Annotated in this window: 18 protein-coding genes; 6 read left to right on the forward strand and 12 right to left on the reverse strand. The window is 65.9% G+C overall.

Going from position 1 to position 20,842, the window contains the following annotated elements; genetic code table 11:
- Window positions 1-48: 48 nt before the first annotated feature.
- From C6Y44_RS20320 to C6Y44_RS20360, 9 genes are all read right to left on the reverse strand, one after another.
- A complete protein-coding gene (locus C6Y44_RS20320; RefSeq protein ID WP_159417609.1) occupies window positions 49-1,329 on the reverse strand; it encodes an NAD(P)/FAD-dependent oxidoreductase in 1,281 nt (426 codons plus the stop codon).
- Between the two features lies 1 nt (window position 1,330).
- Window positions 1,331-1,651: a 2Fe-2S iron-sulfur cluster-binding protein gene (locus C6Y44_RS20325; RefSeq protein WP_016695983.1), complete on the reverse strand. Its 321-nt coding sequence runs from the start codon at window positions 1,649-1,651 to the stop codon at window positions 1,331-1,333.
- 9 nt (window positions 1,652-1,660) lie between these two features.
- Entirely contained in the window at window positions 1,661-2,911 is a 1,251-nt protein-coding gene (locus C6Y44_RS20330; RefSeq protein ID WP_225623619.1) for a cytochrome P450, read from the reverse strand.
- 41 nt (window positions 2,912-2,952) lie between these two features.
- A complete protein-coding gene (locus C6Y44_RS20335) occupies window positions 2,953-3,858 on the reverse strand; it encodes an SDR family NAD(P)-dependent oxidoreductase (protein WP_088898872.1) in 906 nt (301 codons plus the stop codon).
- Window positions 3,859-3,892: 34 nt separating this feature from the next.
- Window positions 3,893-4,840: an SMP-30/gluconolactonase/LRE family protein gene (locus C6Y44_RS20340; RefSeq protein ID WP_088898871.1), complete on the reverse strand. Its 948-nt coding sequence runs from the start codon at window positions 4,838-4,840 to the stop codon at window positions 3,893-3,895.
- Window positions 4,841-5,003: 163 nt separating this feature from the next.
- Window positions 5,004-5,816 (reverse strand): SDR family NAD(P)-dependent oxidoreductase, encoded by an 813-nt coding sequence (locus C6Y44_RS20345; RefSeq protein WP_159417608.1) that lies wholly within the window; start codon window positions 5,814-5,816, stop codon window positions 5,004-5,006.
- 126 nt (window positions 5,817-5,942) lie between these two features.
- Window positions 5,943-6,731: an ABC transporter ATP-binding protein gene (locus C6Y44_RS20350; protein ID WP_225623620.1), complete on the reverse strand. Its 789-nt coding sequence runs from the start codon at window positions 6,729-6,731 to the stop codon at window positions 5,943-5,945.
- Window positions 6,728-9,526, reverse strand: coding sequence for a branched-chain amino acid ABC transporter permease/ATP-binding protein (locus C6Y44_RS20355; protein ID WP_159417607.1), 2,799 nt, complete (start codon window positions 9,524-9,526; stop codon window positions 6,728-6,730). Before C6Y44_RS20355 ends, C6Y44_RS20350 begins: the two co-directional genes overlap by 4 nt.
- Window positions 9,527-9,556: 30 nt before the next feature.
- A complete protein-coding gene (locus tag C6Y44_RS20360) occupies window positions 9,557-10,801 on the reverse strand; it encodes an ABC transporter substrate-binding protein (protein ID WP_159417606.1) in 1,245 nt (414 codons plus the stop codon).
- 295 nt (window positions 10,802-11,096) lie between these two features.
- Between C6Y44_RS20360 and C6Y44_RS20365 the strand changes: the two genes are divergently transcribed.
- Window positions 11,097-11,489, forward strand: a complete 393-nt coding sequence (locus C6Y44_RS20365; RefSeq protein WP_159417605.1) for a VOC family protein — start codon at window positions 11,097-11,099, stop codon at window positions 11,487-11,489.
- 120 nt (window positions 11,490-11,609) lie between these two features.
- Here C6Y44_RS20365 and C6Y44_RS20370 read toward each other — a convergent pair whose 3' ends face one another.
- Together C6Y44_RS20370 and C6Y44_RS20375 are read right to left on the reverse strand one after the other, a co-directional pair.
- Window positions 11,610-12,653, reverse strand: a complete 1,044-nt coding sequence (locus tag C6Y44_RS20370) for a hypothetical protein (RefSeq protein WP_088898866.1) — start codon at window positions 12,651-12,653, stop codon at window positions 11,610-11,612.
- Window positions 12,654-12,783: 130 nt separating this feature from the next.
- Entirely contained in the window at window positions 12,784-14,238 is a 1,455-nt protein-coding gene (locus C6Y44_RS20375; RefSeq protein WP_159417604.1) for an FAD-dependent oxidoreductase, read from the reverse strand.
- A gap of 219 nt (window positions 14,239-14,457) precedes the next feature.
- On the opposite strand from C6Y44_RS20375, the gene C6Y44_RS20380 reads away from it, so the two are divergent.
- The 3 genes from C6Y44_RS20380 (at window position 14,458) to C6Y44_RS20390 (ending at window position 17,033) form a co-directional block, all read left to right on the forward strand.
- Window positions 14,458-15,951: an MFS transporter gene (locus tag C6Y44_RS20380; RefSeq protein WP_225623621.1), complete on the forward strand. Its 1,494-nt coding sequence runs from the start codon at window positions 14,458-14,460 to the stop codon at window positions 15,949-15,951.
- Between the two features lie 100 nt (window positions 15,952-16,051).
- Window positions 16,052-16,399, forward strand: coding sequence for a hypothetical protein (locus C6Y44_RS20385; RefSeq protein WP_159417602.1), 348 nt, complete (start codon window positions 16,052-16,054; stop codon window positions 16,397-16,399).
- Window positions 16,392-17,033, forward strand: a complete 642-nt coding sequence (locus C6Y44_RS20390) for a Dabb family protein (RefSeq protein WP_225623622.1) — start codon at window positions 16,392-16,394, stop codon at window positions 17,031-17,033. The genes C6Y44_RS20385 and C6Y44_RS20390 overlap by 8 nt, the downstream gene beginning before the upstream one ends.
- Before the next feature lie 61 nt (window positions 17,034-17,094).
- On the opposite strand, the gene C6Y44_RS20395 is transcribed toward C6Y44_RS20390, so the two are convergent.
- On the reverse strand, window positions 17,095-18,015 hold the full coding sequence (locus C6Y44_RS20395) for an alpha/beta hydrolase (RefSeq protein WP_159417601.1): 921 nt from the start codon (window positions 18,013-18,015) through the stop codon (window positions 17,095-17,097).
- A gap of 209 nt (window positions 18,016-18,224) precedes the next feature.
- On the opposite strand from C6Y44_RS20395, the gene C6Y44_RS20400 reads away from it, so the two are divergent.
- Both C6Y44_RS20400 and C6Y44_RS20405 read left to right on the forward strand, forming a co-directional pair.
- Window positions 18,225-19,199 carry an alpha/beta hydrolase gene (locus C6Y44_RS20400; protein ID WP_159417600.1) on the forward strand — a complete coding sequence of 325 codons (975 nt, stop codon included), beginning with the start codon at window positions 18,225-18,227 and terminating at the stop codon, window positions 19,197-19,199.
- 114 nt (window positions 19,200-19,313) lie between these two features.
- The gene (locus C6Y44_RS20405; RefSeq protein WP_159417599.1) at window positions 19,314-20,780 is read left to right on the forward strand and encodes an FAD-dependent oxidoreductase; all 1,467 of its coding nucleotides are present in this window, start codon (window positions 19,314-19,316) and stop codon (window positions 20,778-20,780) included.
- Window positions 20,781-20,842 lie beyond the last annotated feature (62 nt).

Raw genomic sequence — 20,842 nt, forward strand, 5'->3', positions numbered from 1 at the left:
TGACGGCCGGCCCGGGGCAATCACGCCGGGCCGGCCGATCGGGTCACCTCATGCCGTTCGAACGGCCCCCAACAGCTTCTTCAACGGAACCGTCTCGTCCGAGAGCAGTTCCCGGGACGGCCGGTGCCCACGTGCGAGCGCGGACCGCAGTGCGACGAAGTCGGCGGGCGCGTTGACGCATTCGGCGGCGAGCAGGCGGTCGTCCTCGAAATAGAGTGCGACGCGGCGCCGAGGCTTGCTCGGATCGGTACGGACCAGCACCTCCGTGTGCCCGCCGATCATTCCGGCGATCTGCAGTTTCCACGGCCCCTGGTCGGACCAGAACCACGGCACGGGCCGTTCGACTGCCTCACTTCCGAGCAACGTCGCAGCTGCCACGTTCGCCTGCTCGGTGGCGTTGTCGACGGATTCGAGACGTACCCGGGTTCCCTCACCCGTCGTCTGCACGGTGCAATCACCGATGGCGAGGATTCTCCCGTCCGAGGTCACACAACGCTCGTCGACCAGGACGCCACGATCGCAGGCGAGGCCGAGTTGTTCTGCGAGTTCGGTGCGCGGTTCCGCACCGACCCCTACGAGGACCGTCGCTGCGGCGATCTCGCGACCGTCGTCGAGACGGACCGCACGTACCCGATCACCGTCGAGTGGGATCTCGACGGGTTTCGCATCGAGGACGACGTCCACGCCCATCTCCCGGTGCGCCGCGAGCAGGAACTCGGCCGTTCCTGCTCCGACAGCACGACCCATCAGCTGCCGGCCCGCCTCGACGACCGTGACAGCGACACCCAGTCCCCGGAGTGTGGCGGCGACCTCGAGTCCGACGAAACCACCGCCGATGACCACCACCGGTCCGGCAGTGACACGTTCCGCCAGTCGGTGTGCATGGTCGAGTCCACGCAACACCAGGACATCCCGGTGGTCGGAACCGGGAATCGCCAATCGTCGTGCCCGAGCGCCGGTGGCGAGCACGAGCCGATCGAAGGCGCGCGTCCCGACGGACCCGTCGGAGCGCTCCAGGTGCAGCGTGACGCCGTCGGCGTCACGTTCGACCCTGCGGACGGTTGTACCCAGCAACACTTCGATCTCGTTGTCCGAGTAGTGATCTGACGCACGTAGCATCAGCCGGTCCGGCGTCGACTCCCCCTTCAGCCATGCCTTCGACAAGGGCGGCCTGTGGTAGGGCGGATGCGTCTCGTCGCCGATCAACGTCAGAGGTCCGGTGTACCCGCCGGACCTGAGCCGATCGGCCAGGTGCACCGCCGCGTGCGAGGCACCGACGACCGCCACACTGCGTGGTGGTGCGCCGGTGCCGGTCGGATCTCCGGTCATCTCACGCCTGTTCATCGGGGATCGTCACGTGCAGGTCGACCCCCTCGCGGAGAATCAACTGGCACGACAGTCGTGACGAGTCCTCACGATCACTCGCGGTGCAGTCCAGCATGTCGTCCTCGTCCTCCGAAGGAGCATCGAAATGATGCCGGTCCTCTTCGGCGAGGTAGACATGACAGGTCGCGCACGACAGCGAACCGCCGCACTGTCCGACGATCCCGGACACACCGTTGCGGACGGCTGTCGACATCACGGAATCGCCGGGCACACCGTCGATCACGCGTTCCGTCCCGTCCGGTTGGACATAGAACACCTTGGGCATGTCGGGTCCCTACCAGGTGACGGGGAGATCGACGATGGGCTGTGTGAGGTTGTCGTTGTCCACCACTGCCTCACCAGCGAGCCTGAGGCCCGGGAGCCGCTTGAACAACTCGGTGATCGCGACCTGCATCTCCATCCGCGCCAGTGGTGCTCCGAGGCAGTGGTGCAGGCCGTAACTCAACGTCAGGTGCGGGTTGTCCTTTCGACGTACGTCGAAGGTACCGGGGTCCGAGACTGCGACCGCGTCGTGATTGACCGAAGCGGGATCCACCAGCACGGCCTCCCCCTCGGCAATGACCTGGCCGTCGATCTCCACGTCCTCGGTGGCGACGAACGGAACGAGCCCCCCGCCTCCTGCAACGGTGTCGTAGATGGACATACGGCCGTTGCGGAGGATCTCCTCGACCGCAGTGGGTGCCACGGCGTCGACATCCTCGAGGAGGACCGCCAGCTGGTCTGGGTTCTTCAGGAGCGACAGGACACCGGAGCAGATGAAATTCGCCGTGTTGTCGAAGCCTGCCACGATGAGGATCATCGCGATGGGAAGGATCTCCCCGTCGGTGAGCGAATCGTCCTTGTCCGGCGCATTGGCCAGATCGCTGAGGAGGTCCTCCCGGGGATTCTTGCGCCGATCCTCGATCAGAGCACTCAGGTACATGAAGAGTTCGGTCATGTTCTGCACGACCTCGTCCTCGGGCATGTTCGCCACCGCGAGCGTGGCAGCGCTCCACTTCTGGAACTTCGGACGATCCTCCGGCGGAACGCCCAGCAGGTTGGACAGCATCTGGATCGGCAACGCCACGGCGTAGTCGCTGACCAGATTCGCCGGCGCACCCTTGTCCACCATCTCGTCGATGAGCTCGTTCGCGAACTCGACCGCAGATTCCCGCATGGCGCGCACGCGCTTCGGGGAGATGGACTTCTGTACGAGTTTGCGAAGTTTGGTGTGGTGCGGCGGATCCTCGAACTGGATCGTCGACTTCAGGAAGTCCGGGAACTCCACGAAGTAGGGCACGGCCCGCTCACCGGTCCGGAAGGGCTTCCGAACGAAGCGGGGATCGCTGAGCATGTCGCGGGCTGCAGCGTTCCGGTGGATGACCCAGACGTCACCGCCGATCGGCATCGTCATCTTCGTCATGGGCCGCTCGGCCGAGATGGCGACGTACCGCTGGACGGCATCCTGCGGAGGGACGGCCGCGAACGGGTAGGAGGTGTCGACCACCCGGCCGGTGGGAGTCGTGGACGTTTCCGTTGAGCTCACTGTAATTCTCCTGGGGCTGAACCGATGTCGGGAGATTCCGCTCAGGACGAAGCGGGAACCTCGGCGGGGGCGACGACCTGCGGCGCAGCGTCGGCGGTGATCGCCATGATCTCCTCGAACCGCTCGGCCACCGTGTCGACCGTAAGATCGGGGTCGTGGATGCCCACCGTGTTGACCAGAGCGAGACGGTTGACGATGCCGCCGGCGACGTTGAACACCTCACCGGTGACGGTGCAGTCCGGGTGGACCAGGTATGCAGCGACCGGAGCGACATGCTCGGGGCGCAACTGGGTGCGCATGTACTCCATCACCTCGGGCGACAGGGTGTCCGCAGACGCCTCGGCCATCCGGGTGCCGGCGCCGGGAGCGATGGCGTTGACCTTCACCCCCGAGGCGAGACCTTCGACCGCCAGGTTCCGGGTGAGGCCGAACAGTGCGCCCTTCGATCCGCCGTAGTGCGACATGTCCGGATTACCGAGCATCGCTTGGGAAATGGTGTTGACCACGCGACCGGCAGGCGACTTCAGCAGGTGCGGCCAGGCCGCACGGCACAGCCGGAGCGCACCGAAATAGTGGACGTCGAGATGACGTTGGTACTCCTCGTAGGGAACTTCGTCGAACGGTGCGGTACGCACGATGCCCGCGTTGTTGATGACGGCGTCGAGCCGGCCGAATTCCGCCAGGGCGATGTCGACGAGGGCGTTGGCGCCTTCCTCCGTCGAGACGTCGGCCGCACATGCCACGGCACGTCCACCCGCCGCGGTGATCACCGCGGCGACCTCCGCTGCCGGGTCGTCGCCGTCGACGCCGGAGCCGTCGATGGTGGCACCCAGGTCACCGACCACCACTGCGGCACCACGCGCGGCCAGCAGTTCGGCGTGGGCGCGGCCGATTCCGCGACCTGCTCCGGTGATGACGACCACGCGGTCGTTGAAATCCAATGTCATGATGTGTCCTCGGATGTGGTGGGAAGTGTCGGAGTCAGGGACGGGTGTCGCCGCCGCTCACGGAAACGTCTGCTGCCCAGATGGTTCCCAGTGCTTCCCGAGCGGACTTCTCGAAGTCGAAGACCTCGACACCGACGGTCATGTAGAGCGTGGTGCGGTCGGGGCCACCGAGCAGGCAGGCCGAGGCGACGCCGTTCTCGAGCGGGACCGGAACGGCGTCCGTCATGCCGTCCTCGGTGAAGCGGGCCACGTAACCGCTGCCGGGCATCGCCGCCCACACGCCGCCCTCGGTGTCGAGTCCGATTCCGTCGGGAAGGAACGGGCAGGCGGCGAACGGACGAGGATTGGACAGTGATCCATCGGCGGCGCGGTCGATGACCGTCAGTCTCTGCGCCGTCACCTCTGCGGTGTAGACCTTCGTTCCGTCCGCGCTGATGGTAATGCCGTTGGCGCACATGAGCGGTCCGACCTCATCGGCCGTGGACACGGTCCCGTCGGGCTCGACGACGATGATCGGGGACGCCACCGGCTCGGCACCGGCGAACAGGTCGAATCCGAGCTGGGTGACGTATGCGCGGCCCTCCGCGTCGACGACCATGTCGTTGATGGGGGCCGGCGCGAGTGCGGAGACATCGGCGAGTACCTCGAGGTCGTCGGGCCCCTTCCCGCCGTGGACGAGGACGAGCTTCTCACGCATGGAGGTGACGATCAGCCGGCCGTCCGGGAGCCATCCGAAACCGCCGAGGTGGATCGGAACGTCGGTCCCTGCACGACGGCCCGACGCGTCCACGACGACCGTCGCGTTGCCGTCGGCGTCGAGGGTTTTCAGTGTCGAGGTGTACATGTCGGTGAACCAGAGGGCGCCGTCGTGCCAGCGCGGGCACTCGGGCCACGAGAACCCGCTCGCGATCTTGCGGGGTTCGACGATGCGCGCCTTCGCCTCTGCGACAGCGGCGGCGGTGTCGGCAACTACGTTGGTCATGTCGTGCCTTCCAGTGAGAGGGACCGGGCGCAGATGTCCACGGTGGTTCTGCCAACGCGACGAGGACGACCCGGGAGAGGGCCGTGAACTACGTCACAACTACGTTCACGAGGGACATTAGGTCCCGGAAAATCCCGCATACGGGGTGCATCCCGCTGAGCGGTCAGCTTCCTTTCGCGGGCGTGCCGAGCACGCTCTTCATCTGCCCGGCGACGAGATTCGTCGTCCACCGGGGCACAAGGCGGACGAGCCGATCGAGGATGTTCGCGTCCTGGCCGATGACCACGCGGAAGCTGCCCTTCTCCATTCCGGAGACGATCAGCTCCGCTGTCCGCTCGGGTGTCGTGGCACGCACCTTGCGACCACCCGCATCGATCATCTTCACGCCCGAGTTGCCGCTGAGATTCGTACTGATGTTGCCCGGGAAAACGGTCGTGACCACCACGCCGGTATCCGAGAGTTCCTGGTACAGACCCTCGCTGAACTGTTTGACCGCTCCCTTGGAGGCGCCGTAGACCGTCTGGCCTGCGAACGGGACGAGACCGGCCAGACTGGCGATGTTCACCAGCGAGGCCTCCGGGCGCTGCCGGAGCTCGGGCACGAATGCCAGGCACATGTTGACCACGCCCCAGAGATTGACCTGCAGAACGCGTTCGATCTCGCTCCGTTCGAGTTCGAGGACCGGGACGAACCGGTGGATGACGCCGGCAACGTTGACGAGACCGTCTATCCGTCCATGTTCGGCGAGGACGGCTGCGGGCAACGCATCCACCGCCACCCGATCCGTGACGTCCACGACGTGCAGCGAGACCTTCGCGTTCCGGTCACCGGTGAGTGCCTGCGTCTCGCGCAACCACTCCTCTTTCAGATCGACGAGCGCGACCCGGGCTCCCCGTTCGAGCAACGTCAACGCTGTCTGCCGTCCGATACCGTTTCCGGCTCCCGTGACGACGACGACCTTCCCGTCCAACCGCATGCGACACCTCTCCCTGTCCGGTGGCGCACCGCGCGACACCACCCGTCTCTTCGTCTACCGGGCAGACGTCCTCGGATGTTCGGAGCCGACCGCACAGCGGGAGACCGAATGTGGTTCGTCCTCGGATCACGTGTCCGCGGTGGCCCGGCTCTCCTTGCCGTTGTGCTGCACGGAGCCGGTGTGTTCCACGGAGTCGTTGTGCTGCACGGACCCCAGATAGGCGTGTTCGATCCGGCCGGGATCGGCAGCGAGCGATGCCGCGTCCTCCGACAGCACCACCGACCCGTGCACCAGTACGGCGGCACGGTCGGCGACATCGAGCGCAAGGCGCACATGCTGTTCGACGAGGAGCACGGACATCTCCCGCTCCTCCACCAACCGCCGTAGCACCGAAAGGATCTCGTCGACGATCACGGGGGCCAGGCCCATACTCAGTTCGTCGATCAGCAGAACCTTGGGCCGCTGGAGGATCGCCCGGGCGATCGCCAGCATCTGCTGCTCGCCACCCGACAGGCGACCCGCGGCGACACGGAGCCGCTTCTCCAATGCGGGAAAGTATTCGAGCATCTCGTCGACGGCGCCGGAACGGCGACGGCGATCGTGTACCGCGAGCCGGACATTGTCGGTCGTGCTCAGTTCTCGGAAGAGTGCCCGGTCGTCGGGGACGAGGACCATTCCCGAACGCACGGCATCACGCGGCCGGCCCGGAACCACATCGAGTCCGTCCACGACCACGTCGCCACCGAACCGGGGTAGCAACCCGGCGAGGGAGAGCAAGAGCGTGGTCTTGCCGGCTCCGTTCGGTCCGAGCAGGCAGGTGATCGTTCCCTTCTCCACGCGTAGGTCGACGTCCCGGACGCAGGGACGCTGCGGTAGGTAGCCCGTCGAGAGTTTTCGAATCGTCAGTCCGCTCACGAGAGCGCCTCCTGGGGATCGAGGGCCGGTGCGGCCGCAGATGCGGGAACCGTGTCGTGCCCGGTCTCCGCCGGAGCAGGCGGCAGGCCCAGATACGCGCTGATCACAGCTTCGTCGGCCCGGACTTCCTCCGGTGTACCGCATGCGATCACCCGCCCCAGATCCAGGACGACGACGCGGTCGCAGATCGTGAGGACGAGTTCCATGTCGTGATCGACGAGCAGGATCGACGTACCGGCGTCGCGAGCGGCGCGGAGCCGGTCGCCGAGCCAGCGGCTCTCGGAGCTGTCGAGGCCTGCGGCCGGTTCGTCGAGCAGCGCCACTTTCGGCGACGAGACCAGCACGCGGGCCACCGACACCAACTGACGCCTGCCTTGGGACAGGGTCGACACCTCGGCATCCGCGACATCCCCGAGACCCACCGTGTCGAGGACCCTGCGCACCCGCTCCGAAACCGCTACCGCGGAGGACTCGTGTCCTCTCGCCGCACCGACGGTCACGTTCTCGACGACCGACAGGTCGTCGTACAGTTCGACGTCCTGGAAACTGCGGCCGAGCCCTCTCCTGCTGAGGCGGTAGGGCCGCAGATCGCTGACGTCCTCCCCGTCCAGGACGATGGCACCGGTCGCCGGAGCGAAGCCGGTGACGGCGTCGATGACGGTGGTCTTTCCCGCACCGTTCGGCCCGATGAGCCCGACGATCTCTCCGGCGCGGACATCGAAGGAGACCCCGGACACCGCGTGCACCGCACCGTATTTCACATCGAGGTTCTGCACGGACAGGAGCGGGCCACCCGTCTTCGACGCCGGCACCTGCGCGGCCACCGGTTCGACCTCGCTGGCGTCCGCTGTTCCGTCGAGGGACGTCCTCCGCCTCGACGGCCAGGGGATCCGTGGCAGCTTCCCGGCGATACCGTCCGGATTGACCATGATCGTGACGATGAGCAGAATTCCGCTGATCACCGCGTAGTAGTCACCGATGTGCAGGAACCGGTCGACGAGCAGGAACAGCAGTCCGCCGGGCGCAATGATCCCGGCCAGCACTGCACCCGTGATCGACGTGATGCCGGCGATGTACATGATCGCGAACAGGGTGATTCCGAGGAACACCGTGAAGGGTTCCGGTGTCGCCAACGTCTGTTGATACGCCATGAGCGATCCGGCGAGTCCGGCAAGAAAGGCGCCGATGGCGAATGCCGCCAACTTCGTTCGGGGGACGTCGATTCCGGATGCCGCGGCAGACCGCTCGTTCGCCCGGACCGCGAGCATGTCGGTCCCCAGACGGCTGCGCCGTAGCCATGCCACCCCGAGCGCCGCTGCGACGAGCACCGCCAGGCACATCAGGGCGAAGGCGAGTCGTGGATAGCCCTCCCCCGCACCGATCCCCAGATCGAATCCGAACAACCGAGGGCTGTCGACGGGAGCACCTGCGACACCGCCGTTGAGTTGCGGGTTGCGGAACCAGAACGCTTCCAGGAAGACCGCCAGCGCCAGCGTGACCACCGTGAGGGGCAGACCGCGCACCCGGAGGGCCGGCAGCCCGATCACGATACCGATCACCATCGCGAACAGCGCACCGACCAGCGGCGCGAACGGGAACGGGATCCCGAGATGCGTGTTGAGGACACTGATCGAGTAGGCACCCACTCCTGCGAGCGTGAGCTGCGCCAGCGACACCTGCCCGGTATAGCCGGTGACCACCACCTGGGACAGTGCGATCACGGCGAAGATGATGCTGCTGATGATCGCGGCGCGATAACTGCCCCCGGTGACGAGCAGCGCGACGACGGCGATCGCGACGGCCACGAGCGCGGGAGCGAGGATCCGCTCGGGACGAGGCGCGTGACCGAGCCTTTGGCGGACGACACTGCCGCGATCGGGCAGCGGCCGTCCTTTGAAGACGAGGAAGACGAGGATCAGCAACAGCGGGATGGCCTCCGCCGCACCTGCTCGCGGGAACCAGTCGAAGGTGGCCTGCAGGTTCGTGGTCTCCGCTTGCAGCGCCCCGATCACGATTCCTGCAACCACGGTCAGCCAGATCGACCGGAAGTTCCCGACGAGGGTCGCCGCGAGGGCGGGAACGATGAACATCGAGTACGCAACGGGATTCAGGGCCACGATCGGCGCTATGAGGATGCCACCGAGGCCGGCCACCACGGACGACAGCGCCCAGTTGCTGAACGCGATCCGATCCGGTGAAAGACCCGTCAGGTAGGCACCCTTCTCCGACTCGGCCGCCGCCTCCGTCGCGATTCCGAAGCGACTGAACCGGAACACCAGTGTGGCCACCACAGCTATCGCGATGATCGTGGCAGCCAGCCAGATCCGGTCGGTCGGCGCCTGCCGGGCGCCGATGGCGATGCTGTCCAGAGCGAAGATCGGTTCCACAGCCACGATCTCGGTCCCCACACGCAGGGCGATCAATGCCTGCAGCACGATCATCAGACCGATGGACGCCACGGCCTTGGCGATCACCGGTGCGTCACGGAGCGGCCGGAAGATCAGAGCATAGAAGATCAGGCCGAGCAGCGCCGCGATCACGAGCGACAGGGCCATCGCCGGGGCGACCCCGAGTGGTCCACCGAGATCGACCGTTCGGGGCAGCCCCGGAATCGGGACCATCAGCTCACCCGTACGCAACAACGCATACGTGTAGGCGGTGTAGAGGGCCACGGCACCGGTGGCGAAGTTGACGACGCCGGAACTCTTGAACGTCATCACGAGTGCCAGCCCGATGGCTGCGTACACGGCTCCGTTGCCGAGACCCAGTACGAGATAGGCGAGATGGTCGGTCATGTCGTGTCCTTGTGGGATTCGGCCGGTCCGTCAGCCCGTGACCGTGAGGTCGACGGGAATACCCTGATCGTCGATCTCACCGATCAGCATCTGCGACGAGCAGATCGACGGCATCATCGGGAATGCGGTTCCGTTGCAGGTGAAGGTGATTCCTCCGCCGGCGGGCATCTCGACGTTCTCACTGGTCCGAAGTGCCTCACGGATGGATGCCGCGTCGACCTCCCCGGTGATGCCGTCCGTTGCGCCGGCAAGAGCCATCACGGTCTGGTAGCCGGTCGAGCCGTATCCCGTCGGGGACAGGTCAGGGGCGTACTCGGCGAGAATCGACCGGAACAGTACGGTGTCCGGCCGGTCCGACAGCGCATCGGTCGCGGTGATTCCGATGTTGCCCTTGACGTTGTCGATACCGATCGCCTTGACCACGTTCTCGTCCAGGCAGGTCGGGATCAGCACCTTCTTCACGGTCGGCGCTGTCGTCTGCACGGCCTTCAGCACCGAAGTGCAGGTGGCGGCGTCGCCGATGAAGCTGACCCCATCGGGGTTGTCCGCCAGCCCGGCTGTCACCACGGGGGTCGGATCCGGAATGCCCAGAGCGACCGGAACCACGTCCAGCCGAACTCCGAATCCCTCGAAGATGGGCTTGCCCATCTGGTCGATCATCGCCGCGATTCCACCGCCGTCACTGGCGAACATCGTGAACGTCGACATCCCTTCCTGCTGCGCTGCCGTCGCGGCCGCGGTCAGTGTTCCGGGAAGGCCTGCGGACAACGATGCAACCTCGGGTGAGGTCAGTTCGATCGGTGCGACACCGTTGAGCGTGACGTACGGGATACCTGCACCGATGACGATCGGAACGATCGCCGGGCCCATCGATGTACCGGGCGACAGCACGGCCGCCACCTGCTGTTCGACGAACTGGTTCGCGCAGGCCGTCGCCGACGTGGGCTCCTCCTGCTGCTTGCAGACGACGAGTTCGACCGGCCGGCCCGCGAGTCCGCCACCGTTGTTGTTGAGGTACTCGACCGCGGCCTCGGCTCCCTCACGCATCTCCGGCAGCGATACAGCGGCACCCCCTTCGGTCGAGACGAAGCCGATCTTCACCGGTTCGCCGGTCGCCGGGTCGCTCGGCAGGGCGGAGGTGGACGAGACCGCCGCCGCTGTGTCGTCCTGCGGTTCGTCGCTTGCACATGCTGCGAGGCCGAACATTCCGGCGAGCAGCAATGCGCTCGTTCCCGCAACCGTCCGGAACTGTCGATTCCGACCGCTCGAATTCATAACGCGGACTCCTTCAGAGGATGGTGATGTCCGACCGGACGAGATGCCGGACACATTACTTCTCGCCCAGTGATCTGCATCACCCCCGACGTGGGCGCTGAATTATGTGCGCACGCTCGAGGTCGGTGGACGGTGGTCTCCCGTTCAACGGGAGGAGCATCCGGGCGGTCCGTTCAGCGGGAGATGCGAGTTCTGTTGCCGACGTCTGCCGTCATTCTCCACTCGGGAGTTCCTCGCCCCGCTCGTCGCGTGCAACTTCTGCTTCATCACCGGGACCGGTCCGACAAGGAGATCCATGAGCAAGCCCACGCGTTTCGCTTTCACGAAGATATTCGTCGACGACATCGAGACCGAAGCAGCTTTCTATACAGCAGTTTTCGGCATGAGGGAGAAGAACCGACTCACCGTGGGGCGAGGGAAGGACGCCGTGGAGGAGGTCATTCTCACCAGCGGCCGGGGCGACGACTCGTCGCTGATCGTGTGGCGGTACGTCGAACGAGCCACTCCCCCGGCGGGAGAGGCCGTGCTCGGCTTCGACGTGGCCGACGTGGCCGCCACCGTGCGTGCGGTCGAGGAGGCCGGCGGGACCGTCGACACACCGATCGAGAAGATGTCCGACCTCGGGTTCGCCGTCGCCTTCGTCAAGGATCCCGAGGGACACCTCATCGAGATCACCCAGAAGTTGTAGACAGCCGACCACCCGAGCCAGGGTGCATCCACGCTGCCGGCACGGCGACTCGGCAACGAACACATGCCTCGGCGCCACTCTCCCGTGTCCAGCGCGGGCAGGACACGGGAGAGCGAGCTCTCATCGCACTTCGAGAGGAGCTTCCGCCGGATAGCGGCCGGGTGCCATCTTGTAGAACTCGGTCAATGCCGCCACGAACGCCATGTCGTTCATCGGATCGCCCGGCTCGTCGACGGCATGACCCTTGGCACGCATGTCGTCGATCAGGATGCCGAAGACCTTGTCGGGGGTCAGGTCGTCGGTATGGTCCTGGTAGCGGCGGACGTCGTCGATGTCGTCGAACAGCAGAGCCGTGTAGTGGACGAGCAGCCGCATGTCGGCCTCGCCGAAACGGCGGATCTCCTCGTCTCCGTTGCGGACCGACCACTCCGCGTCCCCGACGGCGTGCAATCGGGTGGTCATGTCCAACTCGGGATAGTCACGCTGATCCCTTGCCCCGTTGGATTCTCTGCGGTGGTACATCCGGGAGTTGTCCGTGAGGAATGCGGTGTTCCAGAACGGGGCCGCGATCCGAGCAGGGTCCTCGTCCGGTCCGTCCGGCCAGTACGTGAAACCCCCGTCGATATCGGACCGGTTGAAATACGTGAGGACCTGGGCCGACTTGACCTCCCACGAGTCGAAGAGGCCGGATTTCGACATGATCGCCAACAGCCAGATCGGCGTGTTGAACAAGCCCATGCCGCGGAACACAGCAGTGTCGAAGTGTCCCGGATCGTAGCTGTGCGAGGGCCCGCACAGGTTGAAGAGCAGGTCGTGCACCATGCCGTACTTCGCTCCGTGGAGCGACCGTGCGGTGTCGAGAAGCTTACGCCCGAAGTAGATGTCGTGTAGTTCGGGATAGAAGACCACGCCGTCGTTGCCGAGGAATCCCCGGAACACCGGTGCGACGAAGTCCGACAATGTCGCGTCCGCTTTACGATCCTTCCCACCGGAGATCGCGAGATACTCCTCGGTGGACGAGAAATGATGAGCAAGGATGAGACGCCACGGGCCGTTCTTCCGGATCACGGAGAAGATCGTCTCGATCTCCTCCGGTGTGTAGAAGTTCTCGATCACGGACGGTGGCGCCACGGGAATCATCGGATGACGCTCGAGGGTGGTCATTGGGGCTCCTCTCTGCCGCGGCATCAGCCCCGGCGGAACGGTGATCCGCGTGACAGTAAGCACTTTCGATCACATCGATTCGGGCGGATTCCGAAGAGCGGGAGGGTTTCCCGTCGAGATCGCCTGCCTTCTACCCACGTGCAGCGGCGGCACCTGCCCGACGGCCGAAGAAGCTGCCGTCGCCGAGGCTGGCACCACTCGCGTAACCGCCGGCACAGACGCCTGCGGTGCACCGCCCGGCCGCGAAGAGACCCGGTATCGGCTCTCCCGAGATGTGCAGCACGCGGGAGTCCGTGTCCGTCTTCAATCCGCCCAGGGGGAACCCGCTCGTCATACCCCTCAGGTCGAATGCGGCGATCGGCGTTCCGATCGGCCGCACCCATTTCTCGTTCTTGGAGAACAACGGGTCGGATCCGTCCTCGGCATGCATGTTGTAGACACTCAGCGTGGAGGTCAGCGTTCCGGCGGGGAGACCCATCTCCGCCTCGAGCTCTGCGGCCGTTTCACATACCCATGTCGGTTGCGGACCGGCCGACGCTCCTCCCAGCACCTCGTCGTACGCGCGTTGATCGAGGATCAGGAAGGCTTCGTTGTTCTGATGGAAGAGCATCGCCTGCCCGATCCGCCCCGGATAGGTGTCTTCCGTGATGAACCGCTGTCCGTGCGCGTTGACGATGATTCCGCGCACCATGAGCTGAGGTGACGTGTGGACGGCGACCTCGGCAGCATCCATGTGCGCCGTCGCAGCACCGAGCGCTTGTCCGATCCGGATCGCCCGACCGTCGTGAGCGTCGATCGCGGATCCGGGCCGCCCGAGGAGGGCCGGCACGTGATCGCGCACCATCTCCTCGTCGAATGCGAAGCTCCCCATTGCGAGCACGACACCGCGGTGGGCGCGGATGGTGATCGTCGTGCCGTACCTGCGCGCGACCACACCCACGACCCGACCGTCGTCGTTCACGACCACCGTCCGGATCCGAATGTCGTACTCTGCTTTCACACCCAGCTTCTCGGCTGTCTCGGCGAGGGGCTTCATCAACATGTACCCGCCCCCGCGCTCACCGGTCTTCTTGTTGTCCATCTTCGGTAGATGTCCACGCGGAGCCGGAGGAATCACGCCCGCGAACGGTGCTGCGTTCTCGCCTCCGGAGTACATCAGCCCTTCGTCGTGCGCCGGCTCCCAGCCGGGCTCGCCCCAGAACTCCTCCTTGAACGGAACCCCGGCTTCGACCAGCCAGTTGTAGTGGTCGACACTGCCCTCGCAGTACGCGTCGACCTTTGCTTCGTCCACGGCGGGGCCCAGCGCAGCCTTCATGAATGCCTTCATGTTCTCGACCGTGTCGTCGAAGCCGCACGCCTTCTGCAACGGTGTTCCGCCGCCGAGGTAGATGAATCCACCTGCCATCGATGCTGCGCCGCCCCAGCCGCCGGACCGCTCGAGGACGAGGACGTCGGCGCCGGCACGCGCAGCCTCGACAGCAGCACTGACACCGGCAATTCCGTAGCCGGCGACAACGACGTCTGCGGAGAGATCCCACGTCGAGATCTCGGATTCGGGTACGGGACGCACGGAATCGTCGGACATCGTGTTCTCCTCGAAGTAGCGGAAGGGCACTCGGCCGCACGGTCCCACTCTTCCGGCGCAAATGGGACGAAGTCTCCCGCTCAGCGGTCGATGGGCGCCGCATCCACGGCGGTGCCGCCGACACTCGTCCCGAATCGGTTCGATCGGCGTGAACCGACGAAGAACGAACGTTTCACCGCATCGGGCGGTGAAACCACCCTCGTCTCAGGAGGACAACGGATGTCCGATCCCTCGACCCCGCCCGCCGATGATCGCCGCGACAGCGCAGTGGTGACCAGGTCCACGACCTTCGTCATCGCTGCCCTGGTCCTGGCGGAATGCGTGAGTGCCTTCGAAGCCGGGATGATCTTCATCGCCCTGCCACGGTTCGGCGAGATCTTCGATGCACCGGCCTCGACGACCGGATGGGCGGTGACCGCCTACATGCTCGTCGCCGCGACGACAGCGCTCGTGGGTGGCCGCCTCGGCGACATGTACGGCCGCAAGAAGGTCCTGATCATCGCGATGATGGTGTCGACACTCGGCTCCGTCATCAGCGTCTTCGGCGATTCGATGGGCGCGATCATCCTCGGCCGAGGTGTGCAGGGCGCCGCCGGCGCGATCCTGCCGCTCTGCTACGGACTTGCACGAGAAGCACTCCCGCCGAGCAAGGTGGCCCTCGCTGTGGGATACATCAGCGGCGCGGCCCTGCTGGCCGGATCGGGTGGCTATTTCGTCGCGGGAGTACTGCTCGATGTGGCCGACTGGCACATGATCTTCGTCTTCGCCGCCGTGCTCGCCGTCGTGGCGTCCGTGGTCGCAGCGTTCGCCCTACCCGGCACCCACACGCGCACGGACCTCCCCCGGTTCGACTATCTGGGTGCTGCGCTGCTGACCCCGGGCCTGGTGGCCCTCCTCTACGGCATCACCCAGGGACCGACCTGGGGTTGGGGTAGTTTCGGCGTACTCGCCCTCATCATCGGGGGGCTCGTCGTCCTGAGTGTGTGGACCGTGTGGGAGTTGCGTCTGGCAGAGCCCCTCGTGAATCTCCGGGCGCTCGCGACCAAGCGGATGACGCTGAATCTGATCGCCGTGGCGGTGCTGGCTCTCGGCCCGGTCGGAGCCGTCCAGATCGTCACTCCCATGATCCTGCAGGCTCCGACCTCCATGCCCGTCGGACTCGGTGTGTCGGCAACCGTGGCAGGTCTCATCGGCGGCATCGGCGCCATCGTCGGATTCGCGGCGTCTCCGATAGCGGGGGTGGTCGCAGGGCGCTGGGGTGGCCGGACCGCGTTCTTCATCGGAGCCGTCCTGTTCGCCGTGGCCAACCTCCTGATTCTCGTGGGTCACAAGTCGCTGCCCGTCATGATCGCCGTCTTCGTCGTTGCCGCAGTGGCAACAGCGTTCGCCTACACCGGCTACCCGAAGATCGTCATCGAATCCGTGCCGGAGGACGTCACCAGCGTCACGACCGGAGTGCTGGCCACAGCCCGACAGGCGTTCTCCGCCATCAGCGTTGCGATCGTGTCGGTCATGCTCTCGCTGTGGACCGTGCCGGACACCACCATGCCGACATCGGCGTCGCTCGACCTGGCGGTCGGCTGGTTCGTGTTGTGCTCGCTGATCGTGGCGGCGATCTGTTTGTTCATCGGCCGGCCGCAACAGGCGCCTGCCGTCGACTCGCCTGTGAGCGACGGCCGGGACGACGCCGACATGTCCGGCGCCGCAGTCTGAAAGCGCACCCGGTGTGGGCCCGTTCGTTCCTCCGGGAAAACCCTCCCGCGAAGCGGGATACGGTCGTCCTGGAACTTCCCTACGACCGTAGGTTCTCGATATGACAGAGGAGAATATCTTCGTGGTCGACCGTGTGATCACGAAACCGGGATGTGCACGTACGTTCGTCGACAGATACATCGCCGAATACGTACCGGGGGGACGTGGACGAGGAATGACGCTCGACCGGATCCTCGTCAGTCCTCCGCTCTGGTCCGACGACGAAACCAACGTGGTCACCATCATGTGGTCGGTCGACGGCGTGAAGTCGTGGTGGAACATGACCCGACAGGGACGACGAGACCCCGAACTCGGACGGTGGTGGTCGGATATGGATCAGTACATCACCGAGCGCTCGCGGACGATGGCCGCCCAGGCCGCCGACATCGAAGGACTTGCCGATGTTTAACGTGGTCAGAGTCGTGCACTTCGACGAGTCCGCAAGCATTGCGGGCTGCGCCGAATACGTCGACACCGTTCGGATCACCGCCAAGGAACTCGACACGGTCGGACACTTCGTGGCTCCCACCCTCCCCGGCGTGATCAACGGCGGCAATGTCCTTGTGCACCTCCGTTTTCCCTCCGCAGAGATCGCCGCTCGCCACATCGGCGATTTCGACGTCACCCTCCGTACACCTCCCGCGATGTATGTGGACGGAGTCGGTTATCCGACCGCCTCGGCGCACAGACGCCCGGACGAGCCGCACACGGTCTACCGGGCGCTTCTGGTGCGGGTCGATCCCGACGCCTCGGTCGAAGCCGTCGAGGAGTTCGAAGGTGACCTGTTGAAGATGCCGGGGTACATCCCCTCGATCGTCGCCTGGCGCCTGAGCCGGGTAGCGGATTCGGTGGGCCGTACCGAATGGACGCACGTGTGGGAGCAGGAGTTCACCGATCACGACGCTCTCATGGGCCAGTACCTGAATCATCCGGTCCACTGGAGTATCGTCGACCGCTGGTTCGACCCGGAGTGTCCGGAAGTGATTGTCCGCGAACGGGTGTGCCATACCTTCTGCGCCGTCGACGACATCGCCATCGAGTGAGAACGACGACGTCCTCGGACCATCGGTGATGGTCCGAGGACTCGTCTTCAGCAGGGTGCGGTCACTCGAACAGCGAGCGCATCATCTTCCAGATCTCCTGCCGTGCAGGCTCCGTCAGCGACAGCGACGGGAACGTCAGGAATCCGTGGAAGAGACCGTCGAATCGTCGATGCCGTACTTCCACACCGGCGTCCGCGAGTCGTTGCGCGTAATCGTCACCGGACGAGCACGGTGGATCGAGTTCGGCGGTGATCACGACAGCCTGCGGCAGTCCTGCAAGCGATTCGGTCCGTGTCGGGATCACCCGAGGATCGTCCCTGCCGTCCGGGGCGTACTGCTCCCAGTACCACTTCATCGCCTTGGTGGTGTTGTAGTACCCCGACCCGTACTTCCGGTACGACTCCGTGTCGAAGTCGTCGTCGATGACCGGATAGAACAGCGCCTGGCCGAACACTGCAGGCCCCCCACCGTCGCGCGCTGCGAGGGCGACGGTCGCGGCGAGGTTCCCCCCGGCACTGTCACCTGCGAGCACGATGCGCGTGGGATCTCCCCCGTACGTCGTGATGTTGCCGGCCGCCCATTCGAGTGCCGCGTACATGTCCTCGTGCGCTGCCGGCGCACGATGTTCCGGTGCGAGTCGGTAGTCGACGGACACGACGACGACGCCGACGCCCTCCGCCATCGAACGGCAGAACTCGTCGTGACTGTCGAGATCGCAGAACACGAAGCCACCACCGTGGGCGAAGACCACCACCGGAATCGCGTCCTCGGAACTCTCGGGCCGATAGACACGGAGCGCGAGGTCTCCACCGGGCCCGTCGATGGTGATGTCGTGGACGTCCCGCATGGCGGGCAGGTGCTGAAGAGGTGCACGACGACTGCGGATCAGGTCACGGAGTTCCGGGGGCGGAACCGTGGTGACATCCGGAAAGCCCGCATCCAGGGCTTTCAGCATGGACTCGACTTCAGGATGCAATGACATGTGGGTCTCCTCGATGTGGTGCGTCCGGCCACGCTAAGACCGGGGGCGACGGGTCCGGAACCCGATCTCCCGGCCAGCGGTCGACCGAAATACGTCACTTCAGTGGGACGAAGCCTTCGCTCGGACGGACCCGGCCACGAGGATGAGGAGCAGTCCACACCCGACGGTCACCGATCGACGGTGACCGGAGACCCGGAGGAAGCGACATCATGACCACCGCGCACGGTGCCACGTCCGCACCCGACGACGTCTACGACCCCGACGTGAGGAAGCTGGTCGAGGCGATCCGCGCGCGAGGCGTCGGTTCCTTGCGGGACACCGGGGTCGAAGCAGCCCGCCACTCCCTCGAGTCGATCGTCCGGCCCGCCGGCCCCGACATGCGCTCCGTGCAGTCCAGGGAACTCACCGGACCCCACGGCACCGTTCCCGTGCGCATCTACCGCCCTCGTTCGGTGCCGGATCGACACGCACCCGCACTGGTCTGGTTCCACGGCGGCGGCATGATCATGGGCACCCTCGATTCGTTCGACCGGCTCGCGCGCGAGGTCGCCGAATCGACGCGGGCCGTGGTGATCAACGTCGACTACCGACTCGCCCCCGAACACCGATATCCCGTGGCCCACGACGAAGCCTGGGCAGCACTCCGATGGGCACACGACAACGCTCACGATCTGGGTCTGGATCCGGACCGTATCGGGGTGGGCGGCGACAGCGCCGGCGGCGGGTTGGCCGCGGCCACAGCTCTCCGGGCCCGCAACGAAGGCGGGCCCCGGATCGCTCAGCAGGTACTGGTGTACCCCGGTCTCGAGCGCCGATGTGATCGACCGTCCATGCGCCGCTTCGGCGACAGTCCCTTTCTCAGGGCCGAGGACATCGACTGGATGAAATCGCTGTATCTGGGCGATGATCCGGCAGAGGACGACGAGTACGGAACCCCGGTGCTGGCGACCGATCTGAGCGGGCTCCCTCCTGCGGTGGTGATCTGCGGTTATGCCGATCCCCTCCGGGACGGTGTGGAGGACTACGGACGACGCCTGCAGGAAGCGGGGGTGCCGACGGCCGTCATCCGCTATCCGGGGGTCGGGCACGGATTCTTCATGCAGACCCACGCACTGGCACGGGCCAGGGCCGCGATGACGGAGGTCGGCGCCCTGGTCGCCGCACGGTTCGCTCCGATCGCCTGATCCCGGAAACCCTCCCGGTGAGCAGACCATGACCGTCCCGGAGCCGTGAAACTCCTCGTAGTTTGTCCGCGAGCGCGCAACCCGGTTCGCTCGTAGATGCCGAGGGAGGCAGCAATGTCCCGAGAACCCGGATCCCAGGTGGAACACGACGAGATCGAACACGCGGACGTGGTGGTGGTCGGGATGGGTGCCGCCGGTTGCGCCGCCGCTCTGGCCGCCCACGACGCGGGTGCCCGAGTGGTCGTACTGGAGAAGACCGGTCCCGGCGAGGCCGGCGGGAACACGCGGGTGTCGGGCGGCGGCTGGTTCCATCACGACGATCCCGAACGCGCTGCTGTGTATCTGCGCGCGCTGTGCGGCGACGATCGGCCCCTGCCCGAGCCCGTCGTCCGAGCGTGGTCCCACGGAACCCGAGAGGTGTCCGCATGGGTCGAATCGCTCGGTGTCGAGGTGGGGCCGCACGGTCACTTCAACGCGGCCGGAGCGGAGTATCCCGAGCTGCCCGGGAGCGACTGCTACGGAGGATTGCGTTGTGTCGAGGGGACACTCGGCCAGGGTCGACTCTTCGCGGTCCTGGAGAAGGCGTTGCACGATCGCGGCATCGACGTGCGGTACGAGACGCCCGTTGCGCGCCTGACGACCGACGCGCTCACAGGTTCGGTGACCGGCGTCGTCACCGCCGGCGGTGAACGGATCGACGCCGGGCGCGGCGTCGTGCTCGCCACCGGTGGCTTCGAAGGCGACCCCGAACTGGTACGCACTCACCTCGGACTCGAGGACGTGCCGGTGTGGGGAAGCACGGCCGCGACCGGTGACGGCCTCCGTATGGCACAGGAGGTCGGGGCGGATCTGTGGCACATGGACAACATGATGGCGGTCAACGGCATCACCGACCCGGCCTCCCGCCACGGCTACTTCGCGATGTTCGTTCATTCGCGTGGCGTGATCTGGGTCGACGACACGGGCCGCCGATTCGTGGACGAGTTCGTCCCGTCGGGGCACGGACAGGCGCTGATCGACGGGCGGTACGTTCTGCATCCGCATCGCCCCATGTGGGTCGTGTTCGACGAGAAGACGAGGTCGGCCGGTCCGATCAGCGGCTCGGCCGACATCCTCCCGGTCGGATGGAACGTGTTGATGAACGGTTATCGGTGGAGCTCCGACAACATGACGGAGATCGAAGCCGGCTGGATACGACGCGGCGACACGCTGGAAGAGCTTGCCGTGGTGACAGGACTGCCCGCAGATGCTCTCGCAGAAAGCATCTCGGAGTACAACGCTGCATGCGCTGCGGGGGTGGACGAGCGCTTCGGGCGTTCCACCGCCACGCTGGTGCCACTTCTCGACCCCCCCTTCTACGCCTACCGCAGCGGACCGATGCTGGCGTGGACCAACGGTGGGCCTCGTCGTGACGAACACGCCCGTGTCCTCGCCACGGACGGCACGGTCATCGAGGGACTCTATGCCGCAGGCACGGTGAGCTCGACATTCAGTTGGGCCAAGGACGGCGGTTTCCACATTGCCGATGCGTTCGTGTTCGGCCGCATCGCCGGCGAACACGCCGCCCGTCGTATCGGCTGAGTCCGGAGACCGGGACGGTTCGTGCGTCCTGCGCCCGCCGCGCGCAGACTGCCCGGAGACGA

This window comes from Rhodococcus rhodochrous (assembly GCF_014854695.1).
Lineage (GTDB): Bacteria > Actinomycetota > Actinomycetes > Mycobacteriales > Mycobacteriaceae > Rhodococcus.

Coding starts and splice junctions, on each gene's coding strand:
- C6Y44_RS20320 (WP_159417609.1), bottom strand. CDS start 1,329: ATGACCGGAGATCCGACCGGCACCGGCGCACCACCACGCAGTGTGGCG.
- C6Y44_RS20325 (WP_016695983.1), bottom strand. CDS start 1,651: ATGCCCAAGGTGTTCTATGTCCAACCGGACGGGACGGAACGCGTGATC.
- C6Y44_RS20335 (WP_088898872.1), bottom strand. CDS start 3,858: ATGACATTGGATTTCAACGACCGCGTGGTCGTCATCACCGGAGCAGGT.
- C6Y44_RS20340 (WP_088898871.1), bottom strand. CDS start 4,840: ATGACCAACGTAGTTGCCGACACCGCCGCCGCTGTCGCAGAGGCGAAG.
- C6Y44_RS20345 (WP_159417608.1), bottom strand. CDS start 5,816: ATGCGGTTGGACGGGAAGGTCGTCGTCGTCACGGGAGCCGGAAACGGT.
- C6Y44_RS20355 (WP_159417607.1), bottom strand. CDS start 9,526: ATGACCGACCATCTCGCCTATCTCGTACTGGGTCTCGGCAACGGAGCC.
- C6Y44_RS20360 (WP_159417606.1), bottom strand. CDS start 10,801: ATGAATTCGAGCGGTCGGAATCGACAGTTCCGGACGGTTGCGGGAACG.
- C6Y44_RS20365 (WP_159417605.1), top strand. CDS start 11,097: ATGAGCAAGCCCACGCGTTTCGCTTTCACGAAGATATTCGTCGACGAC.
- C6Y44_RS20370 (WP_088898866.1), bottom strand. CDS start 12,653: ATGACCACCCTCGAGCGTCATCCGATGATTCCCGTGGCGCCACCGTCC.
- C6Y44_RS20375 (WP_159417604.1), bottom strand. CDS start 14,238: ATGTCCGACGATTCCGTGCGTCCCGTACCCGAATCCGAGATCTCGACG.
- C6Y44_RS20380 (WP_225623621.1), top strand. CDS start 14,458: ATGTCCGATCCCTCGACCCCGCCCGCCGATGATCGCCGCGACAGCGCA.
- C6Y44_RS20385 (WP_159417602.1), top strand. CDS start 16,052: ATGACAGAGGAGAATATCTTCGTGGTCGACCGTGTGATCACGAAACCG.
- C6Y44_RS20390 (WP_225623622.1), top strand. CDS start 16,392: ATGTTTAACGTGGTCAGAGTCGTGCACTTCGACGAGTCCGCAAGCATT.
- C6Y44_RS20395 (WP_159417601.1), bottom strand. CDS start 18,015: ATGTCATTGCATCCTGAAGTCGAGTCCATGCTGAAAGCCCTGGATGCG.
- C6Y44_RS20400 (WP_159417600.1), top strand. CDS start 18,225: ATGACCACCGCGCACGGTGCCACGTCCGCACCCGACGACGTCTACGAC.
- C6Y44_RS20405 (WP_159417599.1), top strand. CDS start 19,314: ATGTCCCGAGAACCCGGATCCCAGGTGGAACACGACGAGATCGAACAC.